Raw genomic sequence first — 23282 nt, 5'->3', positions numbered from 1 at the left:
CATGTATATTCCTTCGCGGATTCGATAGGGGTCGCACAGGCGACCAGGCTGTCTTGAACTCGAACCTAATGCCCGGATAGCGCAGAGCAACTGCCGCCGGTGCAATACATGTCAAAAGGGAGGGGTCATGTCCGACACACCACGCCCCCGCGCGGCAAATGCCATCGAGGTTTCGGGTCTGAACAAATGGTACGATACCTACCATGCCCTTTGCGATATCGACCTGACGGTGGCCCACGGCGAGCGGATCGTCGTGTGCGGCCCGTCGGGGTCGGGCAAATCGACCTTGATCCGCTGTATCAACTCGCTCGAGACGCACGACGGTGGACGCATCGTCGTGGACGGCACCCTGATGCAGGATGCTTCTTCCGTCGATGCGATCAGGTCCGAGGTCGGTATGGTATTTCAGCAGTTCAATCTGTTTCCCCATCTGAGCATCCTGCAGAACCTCACCCTTGGCCCGATGAAAGCGCGCGGCCTGTCGCGCAAGGACGCCGAGGCGCGCGCGATGAAGTACCTCGAGAAAGTGCGGATCCCCGAACAGGCGCACAAAAGGCCCGCAGCCCTGTCGGGAGGTCAGCAACAGCGCGTCGCAATTGCACGCTCCCTGTGCATGGAGCCCAAAATCATGCTGTTCGACGAACCGACCTCGGCGCTCGACCCCGAAATGATATCTGAGGTGCTCGACGTGATCGTCGATCTCGCCGACAGCGGCATGACGATGATCGTGGTCACCCACGAGATGGGCTTTGCCCGACGCGCCGCAGACAGAATGGTATTCATGGACCGGGGCCGGATCATCGAGACCGGCACGCCGGAGGATTTCTTCGAACGTCCGCAGACGGCGCGGTGCAGGACGTTCCTCCGGCAGATCCTCAAGCATTGAAGGGCACCGCATGAAACGTTCAACGCTCGTAGCGCTCGGGGCGCTCGTCATGCTGCCGGGCTGCGGTGCGGCCGGTAACTGGGGCTGGTACGTGATCGACCCGACAACGCCGAACGGCTGGTCGAATATCACCTTCCTGCTCGACGGTTTCGGGGCTACGATCCTGTTGTCGGTCATCGCCGCCGTGCTGTCGATGGTGATTGGTCTGCTGGTGGCACTGCCGGGAATGTCGTCGAACCGCTGGCTGCGGCTGCCCAGCCGCGTCTACATCGAATTCATCCGTGCCATCCCACTGCTGCCGATGCTGTTCTGGGTATTCTACGGTCTGCCCGTGGTTTTGAAATCCATCGGCATCTCGGTCAGCATCGACGCCTTCTGGGGCGCGATCATCACACTCGCGATCTCGGATTCCGCCTTCACGGCAGAGATTTACCGCTCCGGTATCCAGTCCATCGCCAAGGGGCAAACGGAGGCTGCGAAAACCATCGGCCTGACCTACACCCAAACCATGCGCTATGTGATCCTGCCGCAGGCGATCCGGCGCATCCTGCCCCCCTTGGCGAACCAGTTCATCTATATCGTCAAGATGTCCGCCTTCGCCTCCGTCATCGGGATGCAGGAACTCACCCGTCGCGCCAACGAACTTGTGGTGACGGAATACCGCCCGCTTGAAATTTACACGCTGCTGATCCTGGAATACCTTGTGCTCGTGCTGATCATCAGCTTTTGCGTGCGCTGGCTGGAACGCAGGATGGACGCAGACGAGAGCCGCTGAAACGGGCGATAAAAGATGCAAACCGGACCGGCTTTCGGCGTGATTAGATGGTCTGCATCGCCAAGGTTCAGGCCGAAATCATCGTGATCGGATATGCAGACTATGGCATCTTTCCCGAATTCGACGCATCCCGAAGCAGCGACGGCAGTTCAGCCGAACCCACCGATAGCCCGCTCGGTGGTAGACAATTTCGACCCTCGCCCGCAGCATCGGCGCAAGACGCGAAAGATCAGGCGCATCCGTATCCACGAGTATCCAGATCCTGCGCACCCAGGACGCGTTGTTGTGGAACGACTGCAAACAAAAATAGATCTTGTCACGCGACGCCCAGCGGTGCGAGGTGCGCGCATTCTCAAGCAACGGCACAGCGGTTTGCGCAATGAACCGGGCCCTGTTCGCGCGGTGTACGGGGGGTGCGCCGTCTACTCAGGTGATGACAGCGTCGATCGGATCGGTCTGGTGAAATATGGTCATAGGCTCCGTGCGTCATCGCGCGTCTCGGCATCCCTGCGGTAGAGAGACCTTTTCACATCGAGGACGACGAATTCCTGCGTGCGACGGCTTGACCCGCCGCATCTGCCGCTCAACTGTGCCCTTCAAACCGCGCCAGAGGAGATCCACATGCAGCCCACGCAAGACAGGTCCATCCTGCGCGAATGGATCGGCCGCCGCGAAACCCACCGCGACACCGTGGCTCTTGGCCCGACCAGCAGGATGGAAATGACGCTGGACCGCGACCCGGTGCTTGCGCAAGGCGACGCGCTGCCGCCGCTATGGCATTGGCTCTATTTTCTCCAGACGGCCCGTATCGGCAACCTTGGCCGCGACGGACACCCTGCGCGCGGGGGCTTTCTGCCGCCCGTTGCGCTGCCCCGCCGGATGTGGGCGGGCAGCAGGTTCGGCTTTGCGACGCCTCTGCGCATCGGCGACATTGCCACAAGGACATCGACGATAAAGGATGTCACGCTCAAGCAAGGGCGCAGCGGCGCGCTGTGCTTCGTGACGGTCCACCACGCGTTTGACGTGGACGGCACTGCAGCGTTCTGGGAAGAGCATGACATCGTCTACCGTGAAGATCCTGCGCAGGGCGAGACACCGGTGCCCACAGGGCCTGTCGACACTGACTGGGACGTGACCGAGCGTATCACCCCGTCCGAAGTCTTGCTCTTCCGCTACTCCGCGCTCACCTTCAACGGGCACCGCATCCACTATGACCGCGCGTATGCGCGTGACGTCGAAGGGCACGCAGGGCTGGTGGTGCACGGTCCCTTGCTGGCGACCCTTCTGGTCGATCTCGCCCAGCGCACCAGCGACGGCGCGGCCCCGCGCAGCTTCACGTTCCGCGCGCACAGCCCCCTGTTCGACACCGCCCCCTTCACGCTCCACGCACGGCGCAACGGCGATACCATAACACTTGCCGCTGCGACGCCGGGTGGGCAGCTCGCCATGCAGGCGGTCGCCACGTTCTGAGCGTACTGTCCGGCGAAACACCGCCCGCTGCGGTGTGCCGCAGCTTGATCCTGATCCATGGCACCCCGCGCGATCCCGGCCTGTCTGACTTGGGCACAGCGATCCCTGCACCAAGGGGGCGGAAATGAACGGCACGCCGTTCTAGCCACCATAGCGGGATCGCGCGTCCAAGCAAAAGCGGCGGCACCGTATGCCCGGTTCCAAGGCGGCGGAATTATTCCGACATAAATTATCAACTATATTGCAATCCGCCTCGAATCTGATAATTGACTAAATTAATCAACTATCAGCCGAAGGGAATAACACATGGCATTTACCTCCACCTTCACCTCGCTGGCCCTCGCGGGCGCGACCCTTGCCGCCGGCACTGCCGCCGCTTTTGCCGACGGAGAAGTGAACCTCTATTCCTCAAGGCACTACGATACCGATGAGCGCCTCTATTCCGATTTCACGGATGCCACCGGCATCACGATCAACCGCATCGAAGGCAAGGCAGATGAACTGATTGCGCGGATGCAGGCCGAAGGCGCGAACTCTCCCGCAGATGTTCTGTTGACCGTCGATACGTCGCGACTCACACGGGCCAAGGACTCGGGCGTCCTGCAATCCATCGACAGCGACGTTCTGGAACAGCGCATTCCCGCCAACCTTCAGGACGACGACAACCAGTGGTTCGGTTTCTCCCAGCGCGCGCGGATCATCTTCTACGACAAGGCCGATGTGCAGGATCCCCCGATGGATTACCTCTCACTCGCCGATCCGGAGTACAAAGGGATGGTGTGCCACCGCTCGTCGTCCAACACCTATTCGCAAACCTTGCTGGCCTCCGTCATCGAAAATCATGGGGAAGAGGCTGCGCGTGCGTGGGCACAAGGCATGGTCGACAATTTCGCCCGTGATCCGCAGGGCGGCGATACCGATCAGTTGCGCGCATTGATTTCGGGCGAATGTGAAATCTCCATCGCGAACTCCTATTATTTCGCCCGCGCGCTGCGCACCGATGTGACCGGCCTCTCCGAAGAGATCGACCGCATCGGCTGGATCTTTCCCGCCCAAGAGGCCGAGGGCGCCCACATGAACCTGTCCGGGGGCGGTGTGGCCGCGAACGCGCCGAACCGCGAGAATGCGGTCGCCTTTCTCGAATATCTTTCCTCGGATCAGGCGCAGCAGTATTTCTCGAACGGGAATGACGAATTTCCGACTGTGGAAGGCGTCCCGCTGAGCGAAACTGTCGCAAAGCTGGGTGAATTCAAGGCGGACGACGTGAACCTGTCCTCCGTTGCCGAAAACCTGCCCGCCGCACAGCGGATCTTCAACGACGTCGGCTGGAAATAACCCGCGCTGCGTACATTGCATATGATGACACCGGCCCCAGTGGCCGGTGTTTTCGTCTCTTGCCGGTGTGGTCGCGGGCCGGTCTCTGCCCTATGGTGCAAGGAACACTGATCGAAGGAGACTGCGTATGTATCTCGCCATGAACCGCTTTACCGTCACAATCGAAAACGCACCCGCGTTCGAGACGCTTTGGCTGGGCCGCGAAAGCCGTCTCAAGGATCTGGACGGGTTCGTCGAGTTCCATATGCTCAAAGGTCCCGAGGTTGACGGCACCATTCTCTATGCGTCCCATACCGTCTGGGCATCGGAGGATGCCTTCCTCAACTGGACGAAGAGCGACGCCTTCCGTGCGTCGCACAAGGGCGCAAAGGGCACGGCGAAGCTGCACGAGGGAACGCCGGTCTTCGAAGGCTTCACGGCAATCCAGCAGATTTCCTAACGCGCGCCGAGCAAGTCCGCGACCAGTGCCGGCAGCATGGCGAAATCGTCAAAGCTGCGGTCGTACGGGACCTGCGCGATCGGCTTTTTGCGATAGCCTCGGGTGAACAGGAGAAACGGAACGCCCGCGCGCTGCGCGGTCTGCGCGTCCACCTCGCTGTCCCCGACATACAATCGCGCCCCGTCGCCCAGTCCGGCGAACGTGGCATCCAGCGGGGCAGGATCGGGTTTGTTCACGGGCAGGCTGTCACCGCCAGTGATCTGTCCGAAATGACGCCGCAGATCCAGATGATCCAATACCGCATGGCACGGCGCCAGCGGTTTGTTGGTGCAAATCCCCAACCGGTGCCCCGCCTGCGCCAGCGCACCCAACACGGGAACGACACCATCGTAGATCTCGGTCCGCGTGAATGACGTGAGATATCCGCGCTTGAACGCCGCGACCATTTCCTCATGCAGCGCACCCGAAAGGCCAGTCGCCGCACGCATCTGCGCCACGAACGTATCCACGCCATGGCCGATGAACGCATGTGTCTGCGCCAAAGTGATCCGGGCACCGTGCGGTGCCAAAACCCCGTTCGCGATCGCGCAGATGTCCGGCGCGCTGTCGATCAGCGTGCCGTCCAGATCGAAGACGATGCGCGCCATCAGGCCAGCGGCAGGCGCTGCCGCACCAATGTCGTCCAGTACGAACAACCCCACGCGATAACGTCATCGTTGAAATCGTACTGCGGATGGTGAAGCCCCGCCGATGGCCCGTTTCCGACGTTGATCATCGCACCCTGCACCGCGTTGAGCATAAACGAAAAATCCTCGCCGCCAAGGCTTGCGGGCATGTCGAGATGCACACGGTCCTCGCCCGCGACCTCCTGCGCCGCGCGCGCGGCACGCCGGGTGCCTTCGGCACCGTTGATGGTGACGGGATACATGCGGATATACTCCAGATGGCCTATCGCCCCATGCGCCGCACAGATGCTTTCGACCAGCGCGCGCAGGCGCTCTTCGATGTGGGTGCGGACCTCTTCGCGCAGGGTGCGCACGGTGCCGGTCATCGCCACCTTCTGTGGCACCACGTTGAACGCGTTGCCAGCCTCGATGGTGCAGATCGACACCACGGCGTTGTCCATCGGGTCGAGCGTGCGCGCCGTCATCCCCTGCACCGACTGAATGAGTGCCGCGGTGATCGGCATCGGGTCAACGGTGGTGTGCGGCATCGCCGCGTGACCGCCGCGCCCTTCGACAGTGATGCGGATCTCGTCCACCGACCCCATGATCGGTCCCTCACTGATGGTGAACTCCCCCACCGGAAGATTGGGCCGGTTGTGCATCCCGTACACCTCGTCACAGGGCCAGCGGGTGAACATGCCGTCCTCGATCATCGCCTGCGCTCCCGCGCCGCCCTCTTCGGCGGGTTGGAAAATCACCAGAACGCGCCCGTCAAAGGCGCGGCTTTCGGCCAGTTGCTTGGCCGCGCCCAACAGCATGGTGGTGTGCCCGTCGTGCCCGCAGGCGTGCATCTTGCCAGGCACGGTGCTGGCCCAGTCGGCCTGCGTTTCTTCCTCGATGGGCAGCGCATCCATATCCGCCCGCAGACCGATGGTACGGCCCGAAGTGTTGCTCTGCCCCACGATCACGCCCACGACCCCGGTGCGCCCGATGCCTTCGACCACCTCGTCACAGCCATAGCTGCGGAGTTTTTCGGCCACGCTTGCGGCGGTGCGCGTCACGTCATAAAGCAGTTCGGGATTGCGATGCAGATCGCGGCGAAACTCCGTCAGCGCGTCAATTTCCTTGGCGACCCAGTTTTCAACGGCCATCTCTATTTCTCCTTCATGCGGTAGCGAAAGTCGCAATAGGGTGCGCCCTTCATGATCGTCTGGGTACGGGTCAGCTCCATGTCGGGGTTGTAGCCTACACAGAAATCCCCATCGCGGTTGCACGACAACAGATGCCCGATATCACCCAGCCCCATCTCCTGGTACATCTCGGCATATTTGCAGCGAGTCATGTTGAAATCCATCCGCTCGTCGGTGGTCGCAATCGGCTCGATCTCCAGGGCACCGCTGGCGCGCCATTGCGGCATGATGTCCTCGAAATCATGGAAATTCGGCACCCGGCCCTTTTCCTCGATGTTCTTTTCGCGCAACGCCTTGCCCTGCTCGATGGCAGAACGCGAGCACGCCTCCCCGATCACGGCCTCTGCTTCTTCGCGGTCCGAGCGTTCCGTGACGACCTCAAGCACATGCGCCAGCAGCATCGCCTCGATCTTGCGGCGCAAGAGGATCGGGATATTGTGCAGGTCCACTTCGGCGAATTCGACGTTTGCGGTTTCGGTCATCTCTGTCTCCTTCAAAGTTTCGGCTCGACGTTGTCCTGCCGCTTGAGCCAGGCCAGATAGGTCGGTGCAACCCTACGCAACAGACCCTGCACGGGAAATGGCTCCGGCTCGGTCAGCGGCAGCGCCAGTTCGTTCTCGTTCACGCCGGTAACGGCGCGCGCCAGATCGCGGCCCAGCGCCGTGCCAAGCGCCACGCCGCGCCCGTTGCAGGCCATCCACGCATAGGCGTCCGGCCCGATTTTGTGAACCCGTGGAAACCGATCCCAGTTCATGCCGACATAGCCCGACCAGACGTGCGTCATCTCCGGCACGCCCAATTCGGGAAAGGCCTGCGCCATGTTCTTCGCAGCCTTGCGGCGCACCCGGTTGGCCACGTCGCGGTTGCCCATAACGGCCCCGCCGGTGATCAGACGGTTGCGCGCGTCATAGCGGAAAAAGCGCAGATCGCCGCGCGTGTCCGAAACCGCCTGCCGCCCCGGCAGGATCCGCGCCCGCAGATTGTCGCCCACAGGCTCCGTCGCCATCTGCCAGCTCAGCACAGGAATCAGCGAGCGCGCGAGGCGCGGCGCCAGCGACGGGGCCAATTCACCGGTGTAAGCGTTGGTAGCGAGGATCAGCGCGCGTGCCTTGAGCGTACCCTGCCCTGTGTTGATCACCCACTCCGTGCCCTCTCGGGCATAGCTTGTGACGGTCGCGTTCTCGTGGATCACCGCGCCCAGCCCCTCGGCCGCCTTCGCAAGACCGCGCGCAAAGGCCAGCGGATTGATGTGCCCGCCAGTGGGGTTGTACATCGCCCCGTGCCAGAAGTCCGACCCCAACAGGTCTGCCGTCTCCTCCCGCGTTTTCATTTCGGCAGGGAAGCCATACCGCTGCCATGCCTCCACCCGCTTTTCTATCAGCCGCACGCGGCCGGGAGAATGGGCGGGCTGCATCCAGCCCGCCTGCTCGGCCTCTGCGTCCATGCCAAATTCGCGCGCGAGGCCGAACAGGGTATCGGCGGAATTCCCGATCAGATTCACCATCCGCTGCCCCGCATCACCATAGCGCGCGACCCAAGCGTCCGGCTCCGCACTGGTGAGGATCGGGATGACTTGCCCGTTGTTGCGCCCCGACGCGCCCCAACCGACCGCTTCGCCTTCGAGCAGCGTCACCGCATGGCCCCGCCGTGCGGCCTCCAACGCTGCCGACAGGCCAGTGAACCCGCCGCCGATGACTGCCACATCCGTCTCTGCCGCGCCGGTCAAGGCCGGGCGCGGCGCGCGGTAGGGTGCTGTCGCAGCCCAGATCGACGGCTCGTGCTTGACCTTGCTCATAGGGTCACATCCTTTGGCGGCGTCCAGTCGCGCCCGGGAATCGAGGTCATCAGAGTCCGGGTGTATTCGTGTTGCGGATTGGCGAATACCTCGGAGGTCAAACCGCTTTCCACGATCTCCCCGCGCTGCATCACGATGATCCGGTCACACAGTTGCGCGGCAACGCGCAGATCGTGCGTTACGAACAGCAGCGACAGCGACATCCGCGCGCGCAGATCGGCCAGCAGCTTGAGCACCTGCGCCTGCACCGACACATCAAGCGCCGACACGGGCTCGTCCGCGACGATCACCTTCGGCTCAAGCGCCAACGCGCGGGCAATGCCGATGCGCTGACGCTGCCCGCCTGAAAACTCATGCGGAAACCGGTTGGCGGCGGCGGGCGACAGCTCCACCAGTTCCAGCAGATCACGCGCGCGGGCGCGGGCCTTTTCGCGCGTCTCCCCGTGCACGATCGGCCCTTGCGCGATCAGGTCCACCACCCGCTTGCGCGGATTGAGCGAGGCCATCGGATCCTGAAACACCATCTGGATATGCTTGCGCATACTGCGCAACTCCGATGGACTGCATGACAGCAGATCGGTGTCGCCTACCTGCACGGAGCCTGAATCCGCTTCCAGCAGGCGCGTCACGATGCGCGACACCGTGGTTTTGCCCGACCCGCTTTCGCCCACCACGCCCAGCGTCTCGCCCCGGCGCAATTCGAACGACAGGTCCTTGACCGCCACGACTGCCTTGCGCTTGCCGGTCAGGAACCCGCCGCGCGCCTTGAACGTCTTCATCAGATGCGCGCCGGTCAGCACAACCGGCGCGTCCTTGCCCACCTTGGGCATCGGCGGTTTGAGGTCCGGCACGGACGCGATCAGGGCTTTGGTATAGGGGTGCTGCGGCGCGTTGAGCACCTGCTTTGCGGGACCGCTCTCAACCATCTCTCCCTGGCGCAGCACAACGACATGGTCCGCGATCTCGGCCACCACCCCGAAATCATGGGTGATGAACAGAACGCCCGCGCCTTCCTCCTCCTGCAGATCACGGATCAGCTTGAGTATCTGCAATTGCGTCGTCACATCCAGCGCGGTCGTCGGCTCGTCCGCGATGATCAGGCGCGGAGACAACGCAAGCGCCATCGCGATCATCACGCGCTGGCGCTGGCCGCCGGAAATCTGGTGCGGATAAGCGTTATAGGCGCCCTCGGGATCGGGGATATGCGTGCGGTGCAGCATCTCGATTGCATGCGCGCGACGCGCCTTGCGGTCCGACTTCTTCATGTGCAGCCGCAGCATCTCGTCGAGCTGCCAGCCCACCGTTTTCTGCGGGTTCAGCGCGGTCATCGGCTCCTGGAAAATCATCGAGATTTCCTTGCCGCGGATCGCCTTCATCTGCGTTTCGGTCTGCGCAAGGATGTCGGTGTCACCAAAGCGGATGCTGCCCCCCGACACGTGCACATGCGGCTCGGGCAGCAGGCGCATCACCGCCCCCGCTGTCAGCGATTTGCCCGACCCGCTTTCGCCTACCAGACACACCACCTCACCCGCCTTCACCGACAGGCTCAGCCCGTCGAGCGCCAGAGGCCGGTCCGCCCCCTTGGGCAGCGCAACCTTCAGCCCCTCGATCTCAAGGACAGTCTTGCCGCTCATTGCTTCTGCCTCGGGTTGAGGGCATCGTTCATCCCTTCGCCCACCAGCGAGAACGACAGCACCGTCAGCACGATGGCAACGCCCGGAATTGCAGCGCAGTACCAATCCTCGCGCAGCACAGCGCGGCCTTGCCCGATCATGTTGCCCCAGCTGGCATAGTTCGGATCGCCCAGCCCCAAAAACGCCAGCGCGCTTTCCAGAAGGATCGACAACGCCATGATCACGGAGGCATAGACGATGATCGGCGGCAATGCGTTGGGCAGGATCTCCTTGAAGATCAACGCCGTGTTCGACACTCCCAGATTGCGCGCCGCATCGACGAATTCGCGATTCCGCAGCGACATGAATTCGGCGCGCACCATCCGCGCGGGAGCGGTCCAGCTGACAATACCGATGGCGAGCGTAATCCATTCGATCTTGGACCCCAGAATAGCCACCAGCGTGAGCAGCAGCACAAAGTTCGGGATCGTCTGGAACGCCTCGGTCACGCGCATCAGCACATCATCGACCCAACCGCCGAAATACCCCGACAACGCCCCGATCACCACGCCGATAGCTATGGCGACCAAGGTGGCGACAACGCCGACAAGCAGCGAAATCCGCGCGCCATAGAAGATACCCGCCAGAATATCGCGGCCCAACTGGTCGGTGCCCAACGGCACCGACATATCGACGAAGGGCGACGTCAACGGCGCACCCGCACGCGACAAAGGATCGCCCGGCGCCACGATCCCCGCCGTCAGCGCCATCAACACAACAACCGTAAAGATTGCCAGCCCCAACAGCGCCGCGCGGTTGCGGCGGTAGCGGCGCCAGAAAACGACAGGACGCGACGGCTCCGGTGCTGCGAGTTCGGTATCGGTCAGGCTCATGTCAGTTCAATCCGGCTGTCGAGACGGGCATACAGAAGGTCCGTGAGAAAGTTCACCACCACCACGATGATCGAGCATAGAAAGATGATCCCCATCAACGTGTTCATGTCGCGTTGCACCACCGACTGATAAGCGAGCGACCCCAGTCCCGGCAGGGTAAATATCGTCTCGACCACGACGGACCCGCCAAGAACGGTCGAGAATTGCAGGCCCAGCAGCGTGATCACCGGCAGCAGCGCGTTGCGCATGATGTGGTGGATCATCAGCCGGCTTTCCGATGCGCCCTTGGCCCGCGCGGTGCGCACATAATCAAGGTCCGCCACCTCCATCACGCTGGCGCGCATCAGGCGCAAATAGAAGCTGAGATAGATCAGCGACAACGCCGCCGTCGGCATCACCAGATGCCGCGCCACGTCAACGACATGATCCCAACCGGTGTAGAAACCCGCGATCGTCTTGATCCCGCCAACGGGCAGCCAGCCCAGCTTGACCGAGAACAGAAGCATCATCATCAGCGACAAGAAGAACGAAGGTGTAGCATAAAAAACAAGGCCGAGCGTCGAGATCACATTGTCGGTCAGAGAATAGGCACGTCGCGCGGCAATGGCGCCCAGTGCGATGCCGATGGTGAACGCGAGGCTCAGCGATGTGGCCATCAGCAAAAGCGTGGTGCCCAACCGGTCCCACAGGACTGTGGCGACGGGTTGTTCATAGACGAACGACCAGCCGAAATCGAACGTTGCCAGCTTGGTCATATAGACCCAAAGCTGTACGTAGACAGGCTGATCCAGCCCGTATTCCTGCCGCAGCCGCGCGATGAAATCAGCATCGGCACCGCCCATATCCCCCACCAGCGCATCGACCGTGTCACCGGGTGCCAGCTTGAGCAGCAGAAACGTCCCGATCATGATCAGGATGATCACCGGCACCGCCTGCAACAAGCGGCGCAGGGCATAGATCACAATGGGCGGCAACGGCAAACGCATCAGGCAGCTTTCATTTTCGGGCCACCCCGCCTCGGGACGCACCCTCCAGATAGTTTTAGGCCGGTACGGAAAAGGCAGCCCCGGATCGGGACCGCACTGTCACGGATCAGATCACTCGTCGAGCCACAGATCATACCAGCTAGAGGAGTTCCAGCGCGGCGTGTTGTGGTGGTTCATCAACTTTTTGTTGGTTACCGAAATGAACGGGTGCTCGATCGCGAACATCACCGGCAGGATCTCCTGATTTTTCCGCTGGATCTCGTGATACATCGCCGCGCGCTTGTCCGGGTCCAGCTCTGACGCCGCATCGTCGATCATCTGGTCGATTTCCTCGTTGACCCAGCCGAACTGGTTGGTCCAGGGCGTGCCCTCGGGTTGACCCGAACGCAACCAGACCATCGTGGATACCGCCGGGTCGGACCGGAACTGATGCCAGCCGTTCGCCGTATCGAAATCATGGTCGCGGTACACGCCGTTGAGAAAACCGGGCGCGTCGTTGGTCAGGATCTCCACGTCGATGCCGATCTCCTTCATCGCCTGTGCGAAATACTCACCCCAAAGCTGGGTATACTCGCCCCAGGGCGCGGGCCGGTGGCGCAGCTTGAACCGGATGCCATCGTCGCCTGCGGGGTATCCCGCCTCGTCCAGCATCGCCTTCGCCTTTTCGACGTCGTATTCATACATCCGCACGTCGTCGGTATAGTTCATCCCGCCCGCCTTCGGCACGGGCCCCCGGCCCGGCTCCGCAAACCCGCGCATGATCGTCTCGATCGCGTAGTCGATGTTAAGCCCGTGAGCCATCGCCTGGCGCACCTTCACATCGGCAAGGATCGGATTGCGGTGATTGAACTCAACGGTCGAGTGGGCGACGTTGTTCTCATAGCCTTTCGTGCCCACGTCAAAGCGGTCGTCGCGCGACAGACGCTCCACATCCGCCATCGACACGCCGATGAATCCGCTCTCGTGAACCTCGCCCGCTTCCAACGCGGCGGCGGCGGCGGATTTATCCTTGATAAAGCGCCAGACGATCCGGTCGAGGTACGGGAACCCCTCGCGCCAATAGTCCTCGTTCTTGACCGCCATCACATACTGGCCGCGCTCGTACTCGACGAACTTGAACGGTCCGGTGCCGACAGGTGCAGTGTTGTACGGGTTGTTGAGGATGTCGGTGCCTTCATACAGATGCTTGGGCATCGGGTGGCCCAGATCGGGCATCGCGGCGACGAACAATGCCAGCGGCATCGGTTTGGAATAGTTGAACACGGCCGTATGATCATCCGTGCAATCGACGCTTTCGAGGTTCGATTGAAGCGCCGAAGAATAGTTGAGCAGCGGTTTCCACATCTCCATCGCAGTAAAGGCAACGTCGTCGCAAGCGAACGCCTCGCCGTCGTGCCAGTTCACGCCTTCGCGCAGCTTGATGGTGATCGCCAACCCGTCTTCGGAGGTGGACCATTCGGTCGCCAGTACCGGCTCGTAGCCCTCGTAGCTGCGGTCGATCAGCGGCTCCACGATCTTGCCCGAAATATTGTAAACGCCGGTGGAGGCACGCAAGGCCGGGTTCAACGTACGCTGCTCCGAAATCATGTGGATGATTGCGGTACCGCCCTTTTTGACCTCTTGCGCTTCAACCGCTGCACCCGCGCCCATCGCCGCGACACCGGCCAGCGCCAGGCTCATCTTCTTCAGCCCCGTCTTCATTGTTCAGTCCCCCTGGTGGATTGCAAATATTGACTGCTTGATCGAAAGTAGCATCAGCCAGAGCATATGGGGCAATCTTTCGGCGTACAAGCCGCGCGCATGCCGCCCTTCAACCCCATGTTGCAAAGGCTTCGCATGGACACCGGAATGCACCTGTTTCCACGGCTTTGCCTCGACCCGCCAGGTGCCCAAATTTGTCGCAGATACCAACAGGAGACGCCAATGACACATCCCACCCTTGGAATCGACCATTGCTTCGCCCTCGTGAATGACCTCGACCACGCCGCCGCGCAGTTCAAGGATCTCGGGTTTACCCTTTCCCCCAAGGGGGTGCATTCCGAAGCAAAGGGATCTGCCAACTACACGATCATGTTTCCCGACGACTATTTCGAGCTTTTGGGCGTGATCAAGGCAACTCCGCTGAATGCGCCACGGCGCGAGATGCTGGCGCGCAGCGGCGAGGGCCTTCACGCGATCGCCTGCCGGATCCGCAATGCCGAAGCGGCGGCGCAGGCACTGGCCGATCTGGGGATCGAGACGTACGGGCTCAACAGCTTCGAACGTCCCGTGCCGCTGCCTGACGGCAGCACCGGTCGCGCCGCCTTTGCCACCCTGTCATACGCCCCCGACGAGGTGCCCGAGGGTATCGTCTTCATGTGTGAACACCGCACCCCTGAGACGGTCTGGCTGTCCGAACTGCTGACCCATGAAAATGGCGCCTGCGGTCTCTCGGCGATCCTCGCGCTCAGCGCCGACCCCGAACGGGACGCCCCCCGCTTCGCGCGGCTATGGGCACGGGGAAGTGTCGATGCCGGTGCGCAAGGCACCCGTATCGACACCGGCGAAGGGTCGGCGCCGCTGATCCTGATGACTCCTGCGCAAATGGCGCAAAGCTATCCAGGCATAGATCTGTCGCGCACCGCCCAGGGCGCTTTCACGGCGCTGCGGCTCAAGACGACCGACATGGACGCGGCAACCGCCTGTGCCCGTGCTGCGGGAATTACCCCCGTCCCGACAAGCACCGGCATCGCCATCGCGCCGGAGCATACCAGCGGTACGGTGCTGGAATTCGTCCCGGCCTGACATCGCTTGAGAAGGCGGTTGTCTAAAATCTGACGCATTTGGCTCTCTCTGCCTCAAAGGCCTTTGCCGGGTTGCCCGCAGGTGCCTATGCCCGCCCTTCGGCATGGTACATGCCCGATTTCGACACCGATCCGCCTCATTCGGGCAGAAATGGTGCGGTAGCAGCCTCGCGATGAAACCGGTCAGGGGCAGGACACCGCTATGATCACCCGCATGAGGCACAGGCGCACCGCGACCGCCACCGACGACCCACGCCAGCGCGCCACGCAGATCCGCGATTACGCGGACGTGGGCCGGACGTCGATGCCCCAAAGAATGATCATCTACACCTCAGGACTGCTGATGCAGGCGATGTTTATCGGCATCATCCATGCGGCAATCTCGGCCGTGCTGGTTATTGTTGCCGAAATGTACGACCGCGCCACATTTGCGCACGTACGGCGCATGGACCCCGACTGCGCCGCCCAGGTGCGCGCGACGCTGCGCCGCATTCACCTGGGAACGGTCTACAGCGCCGGCATTATCGGGTATTTCGCCGCCTCCCTCACCCTTCTGCAAAGCCAGATCAGCGAATTCGTGCTTCTGCTGTACCTGCTTACCGCCGCCATCTTCGCGACGATGAACAGCCATCAGATCGTCTCGGTGCTCGTGATCCGCCTCGCGGTCTACGGGGCGGTGTTCTTGCTGATCCCACTGCGTGGTCTCGCACTCGGCGGTGCCTCCTTCGCACCCGAAATGTGGTTCACCTTCCTGACCAGCCTTCTTGTGCTTTATTTCGTCGTCGATAGCGCATTGGCGGCCTTGCGCTACTACCGCATCAGCAAGTGCCACCTGGAACAACTCAAGATCGAGAACGAGCGCGCGAAGGCTGCGCTGCTGGCCAAGACGGAATTCCTGTCGACCATCAGCCACGAACTGCGCACCCCGCTTACCTCGGTCCGTGCGGCTCTCGACATGACGGTGGCGGGCGCTTTTGGCCCGCTGCCCGACAGGTCCGGCGATGTGTTGAGTATCGCACAGCGCAATGCGGCGCGGTTGGGCGTTCTGATCAATGAACTTCTGGATATGCAAAAGATCGAGGCCGGCAAAATGCGCTTTGATTTCGAACGCGTGCAGGTCGCCGCGCTGATTGTCGATACCGTGGCCGACAACAAACCCTACGCCAGCTCACTGAATGTCACCCTGTCGATGCACCCCGTCGATACCGATCTCTACGTCAGGGCCGATCGTATGCGGCTGGAGCAAGTGCTGACGAACCTGATCTCGAACGCGGCAAAGTTCTCGGACGCGGGCTGCGAGGTCCGGATCGGCGCGGATGCATTGGGCGGCCGCGTCCGCATCACGGTGCGCGACGAGGGCGCGGGCATCGCGCAAGCCGACCGTGGGAAGGTGTTCCAGAGTTTCAGCCAGATCGATTCCTCGGCGACCCGCAAGGCCGGCGGAACGGGTCTTGGCCTGAGCATTTCCAAGCGGATTATAGAAGCGCACGGCGGGCAAATCGATTTCACCCCCAACGCGGACCGCGGCACCACCTTTTTCGTCGACCTTGACCGGATCGCGGAATCGGCGCGTGCCCCTGCCCGGGAACAAACGCGCGCGGCACCGCCGCTCAGCTCGGTCCGCGAAGTCTGACGCAAAGCCGCATGGCAAGCACGCGACTAGATAGGAGCATTGCGAGATACCGCCGGTTCGTGTGCTCTGCGCGGCACACCACACCCTTCGATCATGCCACGCCTTTGCATCAGACGCAGGGGTGACCAATACCCTTCGGCGACACTGCAAGTATGCGCCGCAGCCCGGCAAGCATAATCATCTGGCCCCGCACCCATCCCAGCGTCCACGATTTTGCACGCCAGCGCCGTATCAGGCTGTGTTTCAATGCCAACCAAATCCGGCCCTTTCCCGCGAACGGACGGCGAATTTGCCTGCATCCTGTTTAGCGGACGACGTAACACCGGGGAAAGTTAAACCAATCTCTTGAAGAAACTATTGCTCGGATGAAAATCTATCGTCTGGCGGTGCGCTGTCGTACCCGCCACCCATTTCGACAAGGTGCGCCACCATCGGCTCCTGATCTTCCTCCGCAATCTCGACAATCTGCGCGATACTGTCCCGTCCCGTCCTGAGCACCAGCGGATCGAGATCCTCGCGCCAAACCGCCCAGATCGGGTAGGGAAATCGCGGCGCATCCGGCACCAGATGCAAGTGGCCCGCATCCAGATACCGCTTGACGCTACGCGCGGGCAGATACGCCGCAGCGCGCCGGTTCACGATGTATTCCGCACCAAGGGCACCCAACACCATCGTCAGGCCGCTATTGGCAAGATCCGGCAGGCAGATTGCATGAGCGTGGGTGAACTCCGGCCCCCAGTCGATAAAGATATAGCGGCCGTCCAGATCCAGACATGTCGCAGGCCATGACGCCACAAGCACCAATTCATCATCCATCACCGCTTCCACTTTCAACCCCGGACGCAGCTGCGGCGTATAGGTCAGAGCCGCCTGAATCACTCCTTCGATCAAGAACCGGGTCAGCCGGTCAGGCATACCGACTTCGGCGCGAACGCTCAGATCCGGCAGGCGCTTCTGCATTTCGTCGATCAACCGAAAACCGAGCCGTGGCCACAGCGAATATTGCGCACCCAGTGTGAAAGCCCTGGAAAATCCGTCCGGAATCGCGATCTGCTGGCGGGCCTCCTCCCACAGCTTCAGCAGGCTCAGCGCATATATTTCGAACTCTTTGCCCGCCGACGTCAGTAAAGCGCCCGCCTTGGAGCGTGTGAAAAGGGCGTGACCAAGACTGTCCTCCAGACGCTGGATGCGCAGACTGACGGCAGACTGCGTGACGAAAAGCCGGTCTGACGCAGCAACGAAGGATCCAGATGCAGAAACTTCCAGAAACGTCTTGATCAATGTGATATCCATGCCGCTATCCTGCGCCATGGCAGCGGCAAGCGCCAGACACCATCCACCGCTGTACCTGACCGCACACCGATACGCGGTTCCCGAAAATTCGATTCCAATCCGAAGACAATCCTTCGTATCGCCTCTTATTGGCGCGGAATACGTCCTACTTTCGCCACGATTCCCCAGCAGGTTGCACTCAAAGCGCAACAAGTTTGCCGAATTTGGAGATACCCATGAAAATTCTCGCAGTAGACGACGATCCCATCATTTTGGAGTTGTTGACTCAGTTTGTAGCCAGCTTTGGCAAGCACGCGCTGGTGACGGCTGGCTCGGGCAACGAGGCGCTCGATCTGCTGGCATCGGATACAAAGGCAGGGTTCGACTGTTTCATGCTCGATATCCAGATGCCCGGGATGGACGGTATGGAGCTTGCGCGCCAGATCCGCGCGATGCCCGACCATGTGGAAACGCCAATTGTCATGCTGACCGCGATGTCGGAGAAACGCTATATCGACGGTGCATTCGGTGCCGGGGCGACCGATTACGTGACGAAACCATTCGACGTGCCGGAATTGCAGACCCGGATAGAGGTGATCGACCGCCTGGTGCGCAACCGCAAACCGAAAGGCACCAAAGTGTTCGTCGCCGAGACGCTGCGCGCACAGCCGGACCGGGACATGGAAAACGTCGAATTGCACGCCCCGATCAGCCTGCATGACGTCGATAACGTCATCGAATGCAGAGCGATGGAGAACTACGTCGCGCAGTTGTCGCGCAGCTCGCTGTTCGGTTCGACCGTCTTCGCGTTTTCGATCCGCAAGATCGAAGGCTTCCACAGCACGCTCAGTGCCGCGGAGTTCAAATTCCTGATCGAGGACGTGGCCGAGATCATCTCGGACACGCTGACCGGTCGCCAGTTCCTCATGACTTATGCCGGCAACGGTACCTATGTCTGCATCACCGAAAGCGGCTGGCGTCCGGAAATGGAGCGGCTTACCGATCAGGTCAACCTGTACCTCAACCGTGCGCATATCATGTCGAATACCGGTCAGGAATTGCACCCGCGCGTCAGCACCGGCGCGGCGATCCGGCTGGTCTGGAAATCCGGCGACCAGATCCTCAATGCGCTGGGACAGGCGCAATCCTCAGCCGAGGAAGCCGCGCAAGAGCATGAGCGCCTCAAGACAGACTTCTTTCAATTCGGGAGAACCGCATGAACGCCATGGCAAAACTGGAGCTTCCGGGGCTGGAAAAGATCCGCGACCGCTTTGTCGATATGCTGGATGCCCGCAAGACGGACATCGCCCGTCACGCGCTTGCGGCGTGGGACGGAGAAACGGCGCAGGAGATCACCGATAATCTTACGGCTGCAAAGGCGACACTGCATCTGATCGCGGGCACGGCGGGCACCGTCGGGTTTTCAGAACTCGGGCACAATGCACAACAGTGCGAACAGGAAATCATTAATCACCTCGAAGGGCCATACGCCGACCTGGCCGTCTGCCCCGGAGAGATAATCTGGCGAATCGATACGTTCGTAGCCAGTTGCAATGAAATCTCGTCCTGAAGACGGACGGAGACGAACCGAAGTTAATTAGATCAAAAGCGCACCGAACGGATCCGCGCAAACTCAGACTCATAAAGGCTTCCGGACGTGGTTTCGGAAGCCTTTATGCGTTCAACCGCGCGGCGCGATACGAGATTCCTCCTGCACCGGGCCTCTGGCGCAAGGTGCAAACTGACTGCCCCTGCGCACGTGGGTTATTTCAGCGCCGCCTTGATCTGGTCAGGCAATGACATCGGATCAAACGGCTTGCTGATCACCTCCGCGGCCCCGATGGCACGCAGCGCCTCGTGCTCGACTTCCTGCGCGCGCGCCGTCATGAATATCGCGGGAATGTTAGCAAGATGCGGTACCGCGCGCATACGTTCCAGCGTTTCCTGACCGGTCATTCCCGGCATCATCATATCCAGAAGCAAAACATCTGGAGTGTATCCTTCAACGGTCCGAAGCGCATCGGGACCGGATTCGCACTGGATCACCTCAAACTCGCCAGACAACTCAAGCGAGAGCTTTGCGATCTCACGAATATCCGGATCATCCTCAACGTGCAGCAATTTCAACATGCCGGCCTCCCTTTACCGTCAATTCCAAGGCGCGCGCAGAACGGGTGGCGCGCGGTGCTCGCCACCGTATCGGCTATCAAAACGTCTATTCTGAGGCACCGATCTTCTATCTATCGCTTTTTTTCCGCCGGCCCAGTGCTGTTTGTCACAAGGTCTCTCACCTGCTTCACGATCACGTCAATTTCGACTTGAGATTTCGTCATGTTCAACACCACACGCGCATCCTCGAACGGCGCAGTGTGCGCCGACAGTCCCACGACCTTCGCCTGCGGCTGATGCTCAGCCACTGCGGCGAGAAGTTCGCAAGCATTGCCATCGGGCAACGTCCAGTCGACCAGCACCACATCCCAATGGCTCAACTCTATCAGGGGGCGGGCCTGCGAAATGCTCTCAGCATGCACAAAATCGATCGTCGGCCCAAAACCCGCCTTGATCACATCGGCAAAGTCGTGATCGTCCTCGACGTGCAGAATACGCAACCTTTCCGTATAGGGTCTTTGTACTTTCGCTTTCTGCCGGCGCGGCACCAGGGCATCGACCTTCACCAGGGGGCAGGTGAACCAGAATACGGTCACCGCGTCTTTCTTGCTTTCGAACCCTACGCGCCCGCCCTGCCGCGCCACGATCTGCCGCGTAATGTTCAGGCCAAGCCCGGTTCCCCCCTTCGACCGCGTGTCGGACCCGTCGGCTTGCGTAAACGCATCGAAGATCTGCGACCGGAAACTTTCAGGCACCCCCGGTCCAAAGTTCTGAACAAAGATGATCGCCTGCTCCCCCAAACGCTCGTAGCGGACAGTAACCGGGGTGTCGGGGTCTGAATATTTGCATGCATTGGAAATCAGGTTCGCCAGAACCTGCCGCGTTCGGCCGGCATCGATACGCACGACCATGTCATTCCCGGCGTCCACGGTTTCAAGCGTGTTGTTGTGCTGCTGGGCGAAGGGCCCCATCTCGTTGACAGATGCCGTGACAAGATCGTTCAGGCAGACGTTTTCGCTTTCGAAAACCACCTCGCCCGAAGAGATCTTCTCCAGATCGAGGATATCGTTCACGATTGCGGTCAGCCTGTCGGCGTTGACGCGCGCAATTTCTAGCAATCGCTGCGCACCCGCCGTCATCGTCTTTGCGTCCGTGGCCCCCAACAGCCCCAGCGCCCCCTTGATCGAGGTGAGTGGCGTGCGCAATTCGTGACTGACCGTCGCGACGAATTCGCTTTTGATCTGCTCTACTTTTTTCTGGTCGGTAATATCGACGATCTGTGCGATATAGACGTTCTCGTCGGCGTTCTTGTCGTAGGTCCAGCTTACGTTGAACAGGCCCCACCGCTCTTCTTCGTCGCGGGTCTGAATGCGGAATTGGTTCTGATAGGTGGTCGTGCCAGATCCGGTCGCAAGAATATCGCGCACATCCGACGACATGCAGATGAAATCTTCGCGGCTCAACAAGTCCGACATACCCATGCGGTCCGTCAACATGGTCGCCGAATACCCGCTGAACTTTTCCAACGCGACGTTGACGCCGCTGAAACGGCCCTGCCCGTTCATCAGCGCCATGCCCACCGGCGCTTCCTCCACCACCATCCGGAACCGGGCTTCGCTCGTTTCAAGCGCATTGCGCGCGTGGTGCAGCGCCGTGACATCCGACTGCGTTCCGACAAGGCGGGTCGCCTGTCCGGCACCGTTTCGTTCCACCGCAACCGCGTCCGAACACATCCACCGCCATTCCGTATCGAAACGCACGCGGTACTGGGCGATCGTGCGGTTGCTGTGTCCGTCGATGCAACGGCGGTCCGCCTCCATCAGCGTCGGCAGATCATCCGGGTGTACCCGATTCAGAAAATGCTCCTGCGTGTCGAAATCCGCAGCGAGGTCGGTCGTGCCCATGATCTTGTGCCACGTGTCCGACACGATGGATTTGCCGGTTTCGAGATCAAGCTCGAAAATGCCGATTTCGGCACCCGCAAGCGCCACGTCAAAGCGGCTGCGCACGGTTTCAACCTCGCGCCGCGCCGTGATCTGCCCAGTCACATCGCGCAGGATCGCAGTGGTCTGTTCCGCGCCGTCCGCAGAGGTCCAGCCGTTCGTTTCGACATCCAGCAGCAACGTCTGGCCGTTATTCGCAAATCCTTCGGCATTGTATCCGTCCGCGCTGCGCCCCGGTTTGAGAACAACGAAATCATCGAAATCGCGGCCTTCGAAATCGCAGGCATCGCGCTGGAACAAGCGCGCCGCCGCCGCGTTCGCAAAGGTGATCCGTCCGCTGGCATCAAGCCCCATGACCACCGAAACCGTGCTGTCGAGCAGAGTTCGGTTCTCTTCCTCGCGCGCCCCCAACTGGCGCGCGCGCTGCTCGGCCACCTGCGCCAACGCGCGGCTGCGCAGATCACTGTACTTGAGCGCCATAGCGAGCAGTGCGGTCAACATGAGACCGATGGCCATCGCCGCCAGCGGGAGAAAGGCGTTGAACCGCGCGTCGAACGCTGGCGTGCTGACAAATTTCAGATGCCAAAGCTGCCCGTTCAGCGCCAGGTTATAGTTACGCTCTATGCGTCCGCCGGCTTCGGTCGCGCTGGCGTAGACCACCGCTTGCGGATCCGCGAATTCTGCATCGAATACCATGAGATCATAGCTTTGCCCAAGTTGGGCGCTGGCATCTTTCAGTACCGCCGCGCCGATGAATGGTGCTACGACCCAGCCCATAAACGCACCGTTGCCTGCATCGGCGTAAACCGCCCGCGACAGCAGGAAACCGGGTTGGCGGGTATCATCCTGAACCAGAAAGATCCGCGGGGACAGCGCAAAATCGCGCGTATCGCGGGCACGGTTCAACGCGGTGCGGCGTCCGGGCTCGAACGACGTATCGAGACCGATAACACCCTCGTTGCCCTGTTCGGGGGCAATACGTGTTACGATCATCTTCTCGGCTGTTTCCGTCGCAGGCTTTGTCGTAACCGCGCGTCCGTATTCACGCGACAGCGCCGCCTCGACCGCGGGCACCTCATCCGGCAGGACGGAGCTGATGAAATTCACCGCCAGCAAACCGGGAAATTCCCGCGCCAGATCAAGGCTTGCCATATACTCGACATACTGCGAACGCGAGATGGCTCCCGTTACCGCGATATGCGCCGCGATCCCGGTCAGGACCTGCGAATAGCTGTTAATTCGGGCTTCGATATTGTCGATGCCGTCGGCGGTGATCTCGTTGAATTCGGATTGCGCATTCAGGTTCTGAAATTTGCGGACGTAGTGAAACAGCGCCATACTCATGAGCAGGCTTGTCAGAACAAGTAACATTCCGATTTTCCGAGACACTCAATTCAGCCTTTTATGTACCCGTTCACCGCGCATCGGGCCACGCAATGCGGGAAACCAATAACCCAGAATATGTCGCCTAACACCTTTACCTTGTATACCCTCC

Annotated in this window: 20 protein-coding genes; 9 read left to right on the top strand and 11 right to left on the bottom strand. The window is 61.1% G+C overall.

What is annotated here, in order from left to right; translation table 11 throughout:
- Positions 1–127: 127 nt before the first annotated feature.
- The 5 genes from Q1A06_RS16115 to Q1A06_RS16095 all read left to right on the top strand — a co-directional run bounded on the left by Q1A06_RS16115 (position 128) and on the right by Q1A06_RS16095 (position 4905).
- Positions 128–886, top strand: a complete 759-nt coding sequence (locus Q1A06_RS16115; RefSeq protein ID WP_299565961.1) for an amino acid ABC transporter ATP-binding protein — start codon at positions 128–130, stop codon at positions 884–886.
- Between the two features lie 10 nt (positions 887–896).
- Positions 897–1661: an amino acid ABC transporter permease gene (locus tag Q1A06_RS16110; protein ID WP_299565958.1), complete on the top strand. Its 765-nt coding sequence runs from the start codon at positions 897–899 to the stop codon at positions 1659–1661.
- Between the two features lie 621 nt (positions 1662–2282).
- Positions 2283–3131 (top strand): MaoC family dehydratase N-terminal domain-containing protein, encoded by an 849-nt coding sequence (locus Q1A06_RS16105; RefSeq protein ID WP_299565955.1) that lies wholly within the window; start codon positions 2283–2285, stop codon positions 3129–3131.
- A gap of 306 nt (positions 3132–3437) precedes the next feature.
- Positions 3438–4466, top strand: coding sequence for a Fe(3+) ABC transporter substrate-binding protein (locus Q1A06_RS16100; protein WP_299565952.1), 1029 nt, complete (start codon positions 3438–3440; stop codon positions 4464–4466).
- A gap of 127 nt (positions 4467–4593) precedes the next feature.
- Positions 4594–4905, top strand: a complete 312-nt coding sequence (locus tag Q1A06_RS16095; protein ID WP_299565949.1) for an antibiotic biosynthesis monooxygenase — start codon at positions 4594–4596, stop codon at positions 4903–4905.
- Here the strand turns inward: Q1A06_RS16095 and Q1A06_RS16090 are convergent.
- The 8 genes from Q1A06_RS16090 to Q1A06_RS16055 form a co-directional block, all read right to left on the bottom strand.
- Positions 4902–5606, bottom strand: coding sequence for an HAD-IA family hydrolase (locus Q1A06_RS16090; RefSeq protein ID WP_366523537.1), 705 nt, complete (start codon positions 5604–5606; stop codon positions 4902–4904). The genes Q1A06_RS16095 and Q1A06_RS16090 overlap by 4 nt on opposite strands.
- Positions 5552–6721, bottom strand: a complete 1170-nt coding sequence (locus tag Q1A06_RS16085) for a M20 aminoacylase family protein (RefSeq protein ID WP_299565946.1) — start codon at positions 6719–6721, stop codon at positions 5552–5554. Before Q1A06_RS16085 ends, Q1A06_RS16090 begins: the two co-directional genes overlap by 55 nt.
- A 2-nt stretch (positions 6722–6723) precedes the next feature.
- Positions 6724–7242, bottom strand: coding sequence for an L-2-amino-thiazoline-4-carboxylic acid hydrolase (locus Q1A06_RS16080; protein WP_299565943.1), 519 nt, complete (start codon positions 7240–7242; stop codon positions 6724–6726).
- Positions 7243–7253: 11 nt separating this feature from the next.
- The gene (locus tag Q1A06_RS16075) at positions 7254–8555 is read right to left on the bottom strand and encodes an FAD-binding oxidoreductase (protein WP_299565940.1); all 1302 of its coding nucleotides are present in this window, start codon (positions 8553–8555) and stop codon (positions 7254–7256) included.
- Positions 8552–10189, bottom strand: coding sequence for an ABC transporter ATP-binding protein (locus Q1A06_RS16070; protein ID WP_299565937.1), 1638 nt, complete (start codon positions 10187–10189; stop codon positions 8552–8554). The genes Q1A06_RS16075 and Q1A06_RS16070 overlap by 4 nt, the downstream gene beginning before the upstream one ends.
- Positions 10186–11061 (bottom strand): ABC transporter permease, encoded by an 876-nt coding sequence (locus tag Q1A06_RS16065; protein ID WP_299565935.1) that lies wholly within the window; start codon positions 11059–11061, stop codon positions 10186–10188. The genes Q1A06_RS16070 and Q1A06_RS16065 overlap by 4 nt, the downstream gene beginning before the upstream one ends.
- A complete protein-coding gene (locus tag Q1A06_RS16060) occupies positions 11058–12047 on the bottom strand; it encodes an ABC transporter permease (RefSeq protein WP_299565932.1) in 990 nt (329 codons plus the stop codon). Before Q1A06_RS16060 ends, Q1A06_RS16065 begins: the two co-directional genes overlap by 4 nt.
- Before the next feature lie 111 nt (positions 12048–12158).
- Entirely contained in the window at positions 12159–13748 is a 1590-nt protein-coding gene (locus tag Q1A06_RS16055; RefSeq protein ID WP_299565929.1) for an ABC transporter substrate-binding protein, read from the bottom strand.
- 222 nt (positions 13749–13970) lie between these two features.
- Between Q1A06_RS16055 and Q1A06_RS16050 the strand changes: the two genes are divergently transcribed.
- Positions 13971–14831 carry a VOC family protein gene (locus tag Q1A06_RS16050; RefSeq protein ID WP_299565925.1) on the top strand — a complete coding sequence of 287 codons (861 nt, stop codon included), beginning with the start codon at positions 13971–13973 and terminating at the stop codon, positions 14829–14831.
- A gap of 201 nt (positions 14832–15032) precedes the next feature.
- Positions 15033–16463 (top strand): HAMP domain-containing sensor histidine kinase, encoded by a 1431-nt coding sequence (locus Q1A06_RS16045; RefSeq protein WP_299565922.1) that lies wholly within the window; start codon positions 15033–15035, stop codon positions 16461–16463.
- Positions 16464–16817: 354 nt separating this feature from the next.
- Here the strand turns inward: Q1A06_RS16045 and Q1A06_RS16040 are convergent, their stop codons facing one another.
- Positions 16818–17756, bottom strand: coding sequence for a LysR family transcriptional regulator (locus tag Q1A06_RS16040; RefSeq protein ID WP_299565919.1), 939 nt, complete (start codon positions 17754–17756; stop codon positions 16818–16820).
- A 215-nt stretch (positions 17757–17971) separates the two neighbouring features.
- Between Q1A06_RS16040 and Q1A06_RS16035 the strand changes: the two genes are divergently transcribed.
- Positions 17972–18955: a response regulator gene (locus Q1A06_RS16035; RefSeq protein ID WP_299565916.1), complete on the top strand. Its 984-nt coding sequence runs from the start codon at positions 17972–17974 to the stop codon at positions 18953–18955.
- Positions 18952–19305 (top strand): Hpt domain-containing protein, encoded by a 354-nt coding sequence (locus tag Q1A06_RS16030; RefSeq protein ID WP_299565913.1) that lies wholly within the window; start codon positions 18952–18954, stop codon positions 19303–19305. The genes Q1A06_RS16035 and Q1A06_RS16030 overlap by 4 nt, the downstream gene beginning before the upstream one ends.
- Before the next feature lie 194 nt (positions 19306–19499).
- Here Q1A06_RS16030 and Q1A06_RS16025 read toward each other — a convergent pair whose 3' ends face one another.
- Both Q1A06_RS16025 and Q1A06_RS16020 read right to left on the bottom strand, forming a co-directional pair.
- On the bottom strand, positions 19500–19865 hold the full coding sequence (locus Q1A06_RS16025; RefSeq protein WP_299565910.1) for a response regulator: 366 nt from the start codon (positions 19863–19865) through the stop codon (positions 19500–19502).
- A 110-nt stretch (positions 19866–19975) separates the two neighbouring features.
- Complete coding sequence (locus tag Q1A06_RS16020; protein ID WP_299565906.1) at positions 19976–23158, bottom strand: CHASE domain-containing protein; 3183 nt, start codon at positions 23156–23158, stop codon at positions 19976–19978.
- Between the last annotated feature and the right edge of the window lie 124 nt (positions 23159–23282).

The sequence above is a fragment of the uncultured Sulfitobacter sp. genome (genome assembly GCF_947497275.1).
In the GTDB taxonomy this organism is placed as follows: domain Bacteria; phylum Pseudomonadota; class Alphaproteobacteria; order Rhodobacterales; family Rhodobacteraceae; genus Sulfitobacter.
The sequence above is the reverse complement of the archived record's forward strand: the minus strand, read 5'-3'. Positions and strand labels throughout refer to the sequence as shown.

Bases quoted from the DNA above. Each gene is read 5' to 3' on its own strand.
- Q1A06_RS16115 (WP_299565961.1), top strand. From the start codon at position 128: ATGTCCGACACACCACGCCCCCGCGCGGCAAATGCCATCGAGGTTTCG.
- Q1A06_RS16110 (WP_299565958.1), top strand. From the start codon at position 897: ATGAAACGTTCAACGCTCGTAGCGCTCGGGGCGCTCGTCATGCTGCCG.
- Q1A06_RS16105 (WP_299565955.1), top strand. From the start codon at position 2,283: ATGCAGCCCACGCAAGACAGGTCCATCCTGCGCGAATGGATCGGCCGC.
- Q1A06_RS16100 (WP_299565952.1), top strand. From the start codon at position 3,438: ATGGCATTTACCTCCACCTTCACCTCGCTGGCCCTCGCGGGCGCGACC.
- Q1A06_RS16095 (WP_299565949.1), top strand. From the start codon at position 4,594: ATGTATCTCGCCATGAACCGCTTTACCGTCACAATCGAAAACGCACCC.
- Q1A06_RS16085 (WP_299565946.1), bottom strand. From the start codon at position 6,721: ATGGCCGTTGAAAACTGGGTCGCCAAGGAAATTGACGCGCTGACGGAG.
- Q1A06_RS16080 (WP_299565943.1), bottom strand. From the start codon at position 7,242: ATGACCGAAACCGCAAACGTCGAATTCGCCGAAGTGGACCTGCACAAT.
- Q1A06_RS16075 (WP_299565940.1), bottom strand. From the start codon at position 8,555: ATGAGCAAGGTCAAGCACGAGCCGTCGATCTGGGCTGCGACAGCACCC.
- Q1A06_RS16070 (WP_299565937.1), bottom strand. From the start codon at position 10,189: ATGAGCGGCAAGACTGTCCTTGAGATCGAGGGGCTGAAGGTTGCGCTG.
- Q1A06_RS16065 (WP_299565935.1), bottom strand. From the start codon at position 11,061: ATGAGCCTGACCGATACCGAACTCGCAGCACCGGAGCCGTCGCGTCCT.
- Q1A06_RS16060 (WP_299565932.1), bottom strand. From the start codon at position 12,047: ATGCGTTTGCCGTTGCCGCCCATTGTGATCTATGCCCTGCGCCGCTTG.
- Q1A06_RS16055 (WP_299565929.1), bottom strand. From the start codon at position 13,748: ATGAAGACGGGGCTGAAGAAGATGAGCCTGGCGCTGGCCGGTGTCGCG.
- Q1A06_RS16050 (WP_299565925.1), top strand. From the start codon at position 13,971: ATGACACATCCCACCCTTGGAATCGACCATTGCTTCGCCCTCGTGAAT.
- Q1A06_RS16045 (WP_299565922.1), top strand. From the start codon at position 15,033: ATGATCACCCGCATGAGGCACAGGCGCACCGCGACCGCCACCGACGAC.
- Q1A06_RS16040 (WP_299565919.1), bottom strand. From the start codon at position 17,756: ATGGATATCACATTGATCAAGACGTTTCTGGAAGTTTCTGCATCTGGA.
- Q1A06_RS16035 (WP_299565916.1), top strand. From the start codon at position 17,972: ATGAAAATTCTCGCAGTAGACGACGATCCCATCATTTTGGAGTTGTTG.
- Q1A06_RS16030 (WP_299565913.1), top strand. From the start codon at position 18,952: ATGAACGCCATGGCAAAACTGGAGCTTCCGGGGCTGGAAAAGATCCGC.
- Q1A06_RS16025 (WP_299565910.1), bottom strand. From the start codon at position 19,865: ATGTTGAAATTGCTGCACGTTGAGGATGATCCGGATATTCGTGAGATC.
- Q1A06_RS16020 (WP_299565906.1), bottom strand. From the start codon at position 23,158: ATGTTACTTGTTCTGACAAGCCTGCTCATGAGTATGGCGCTGTTTCAC.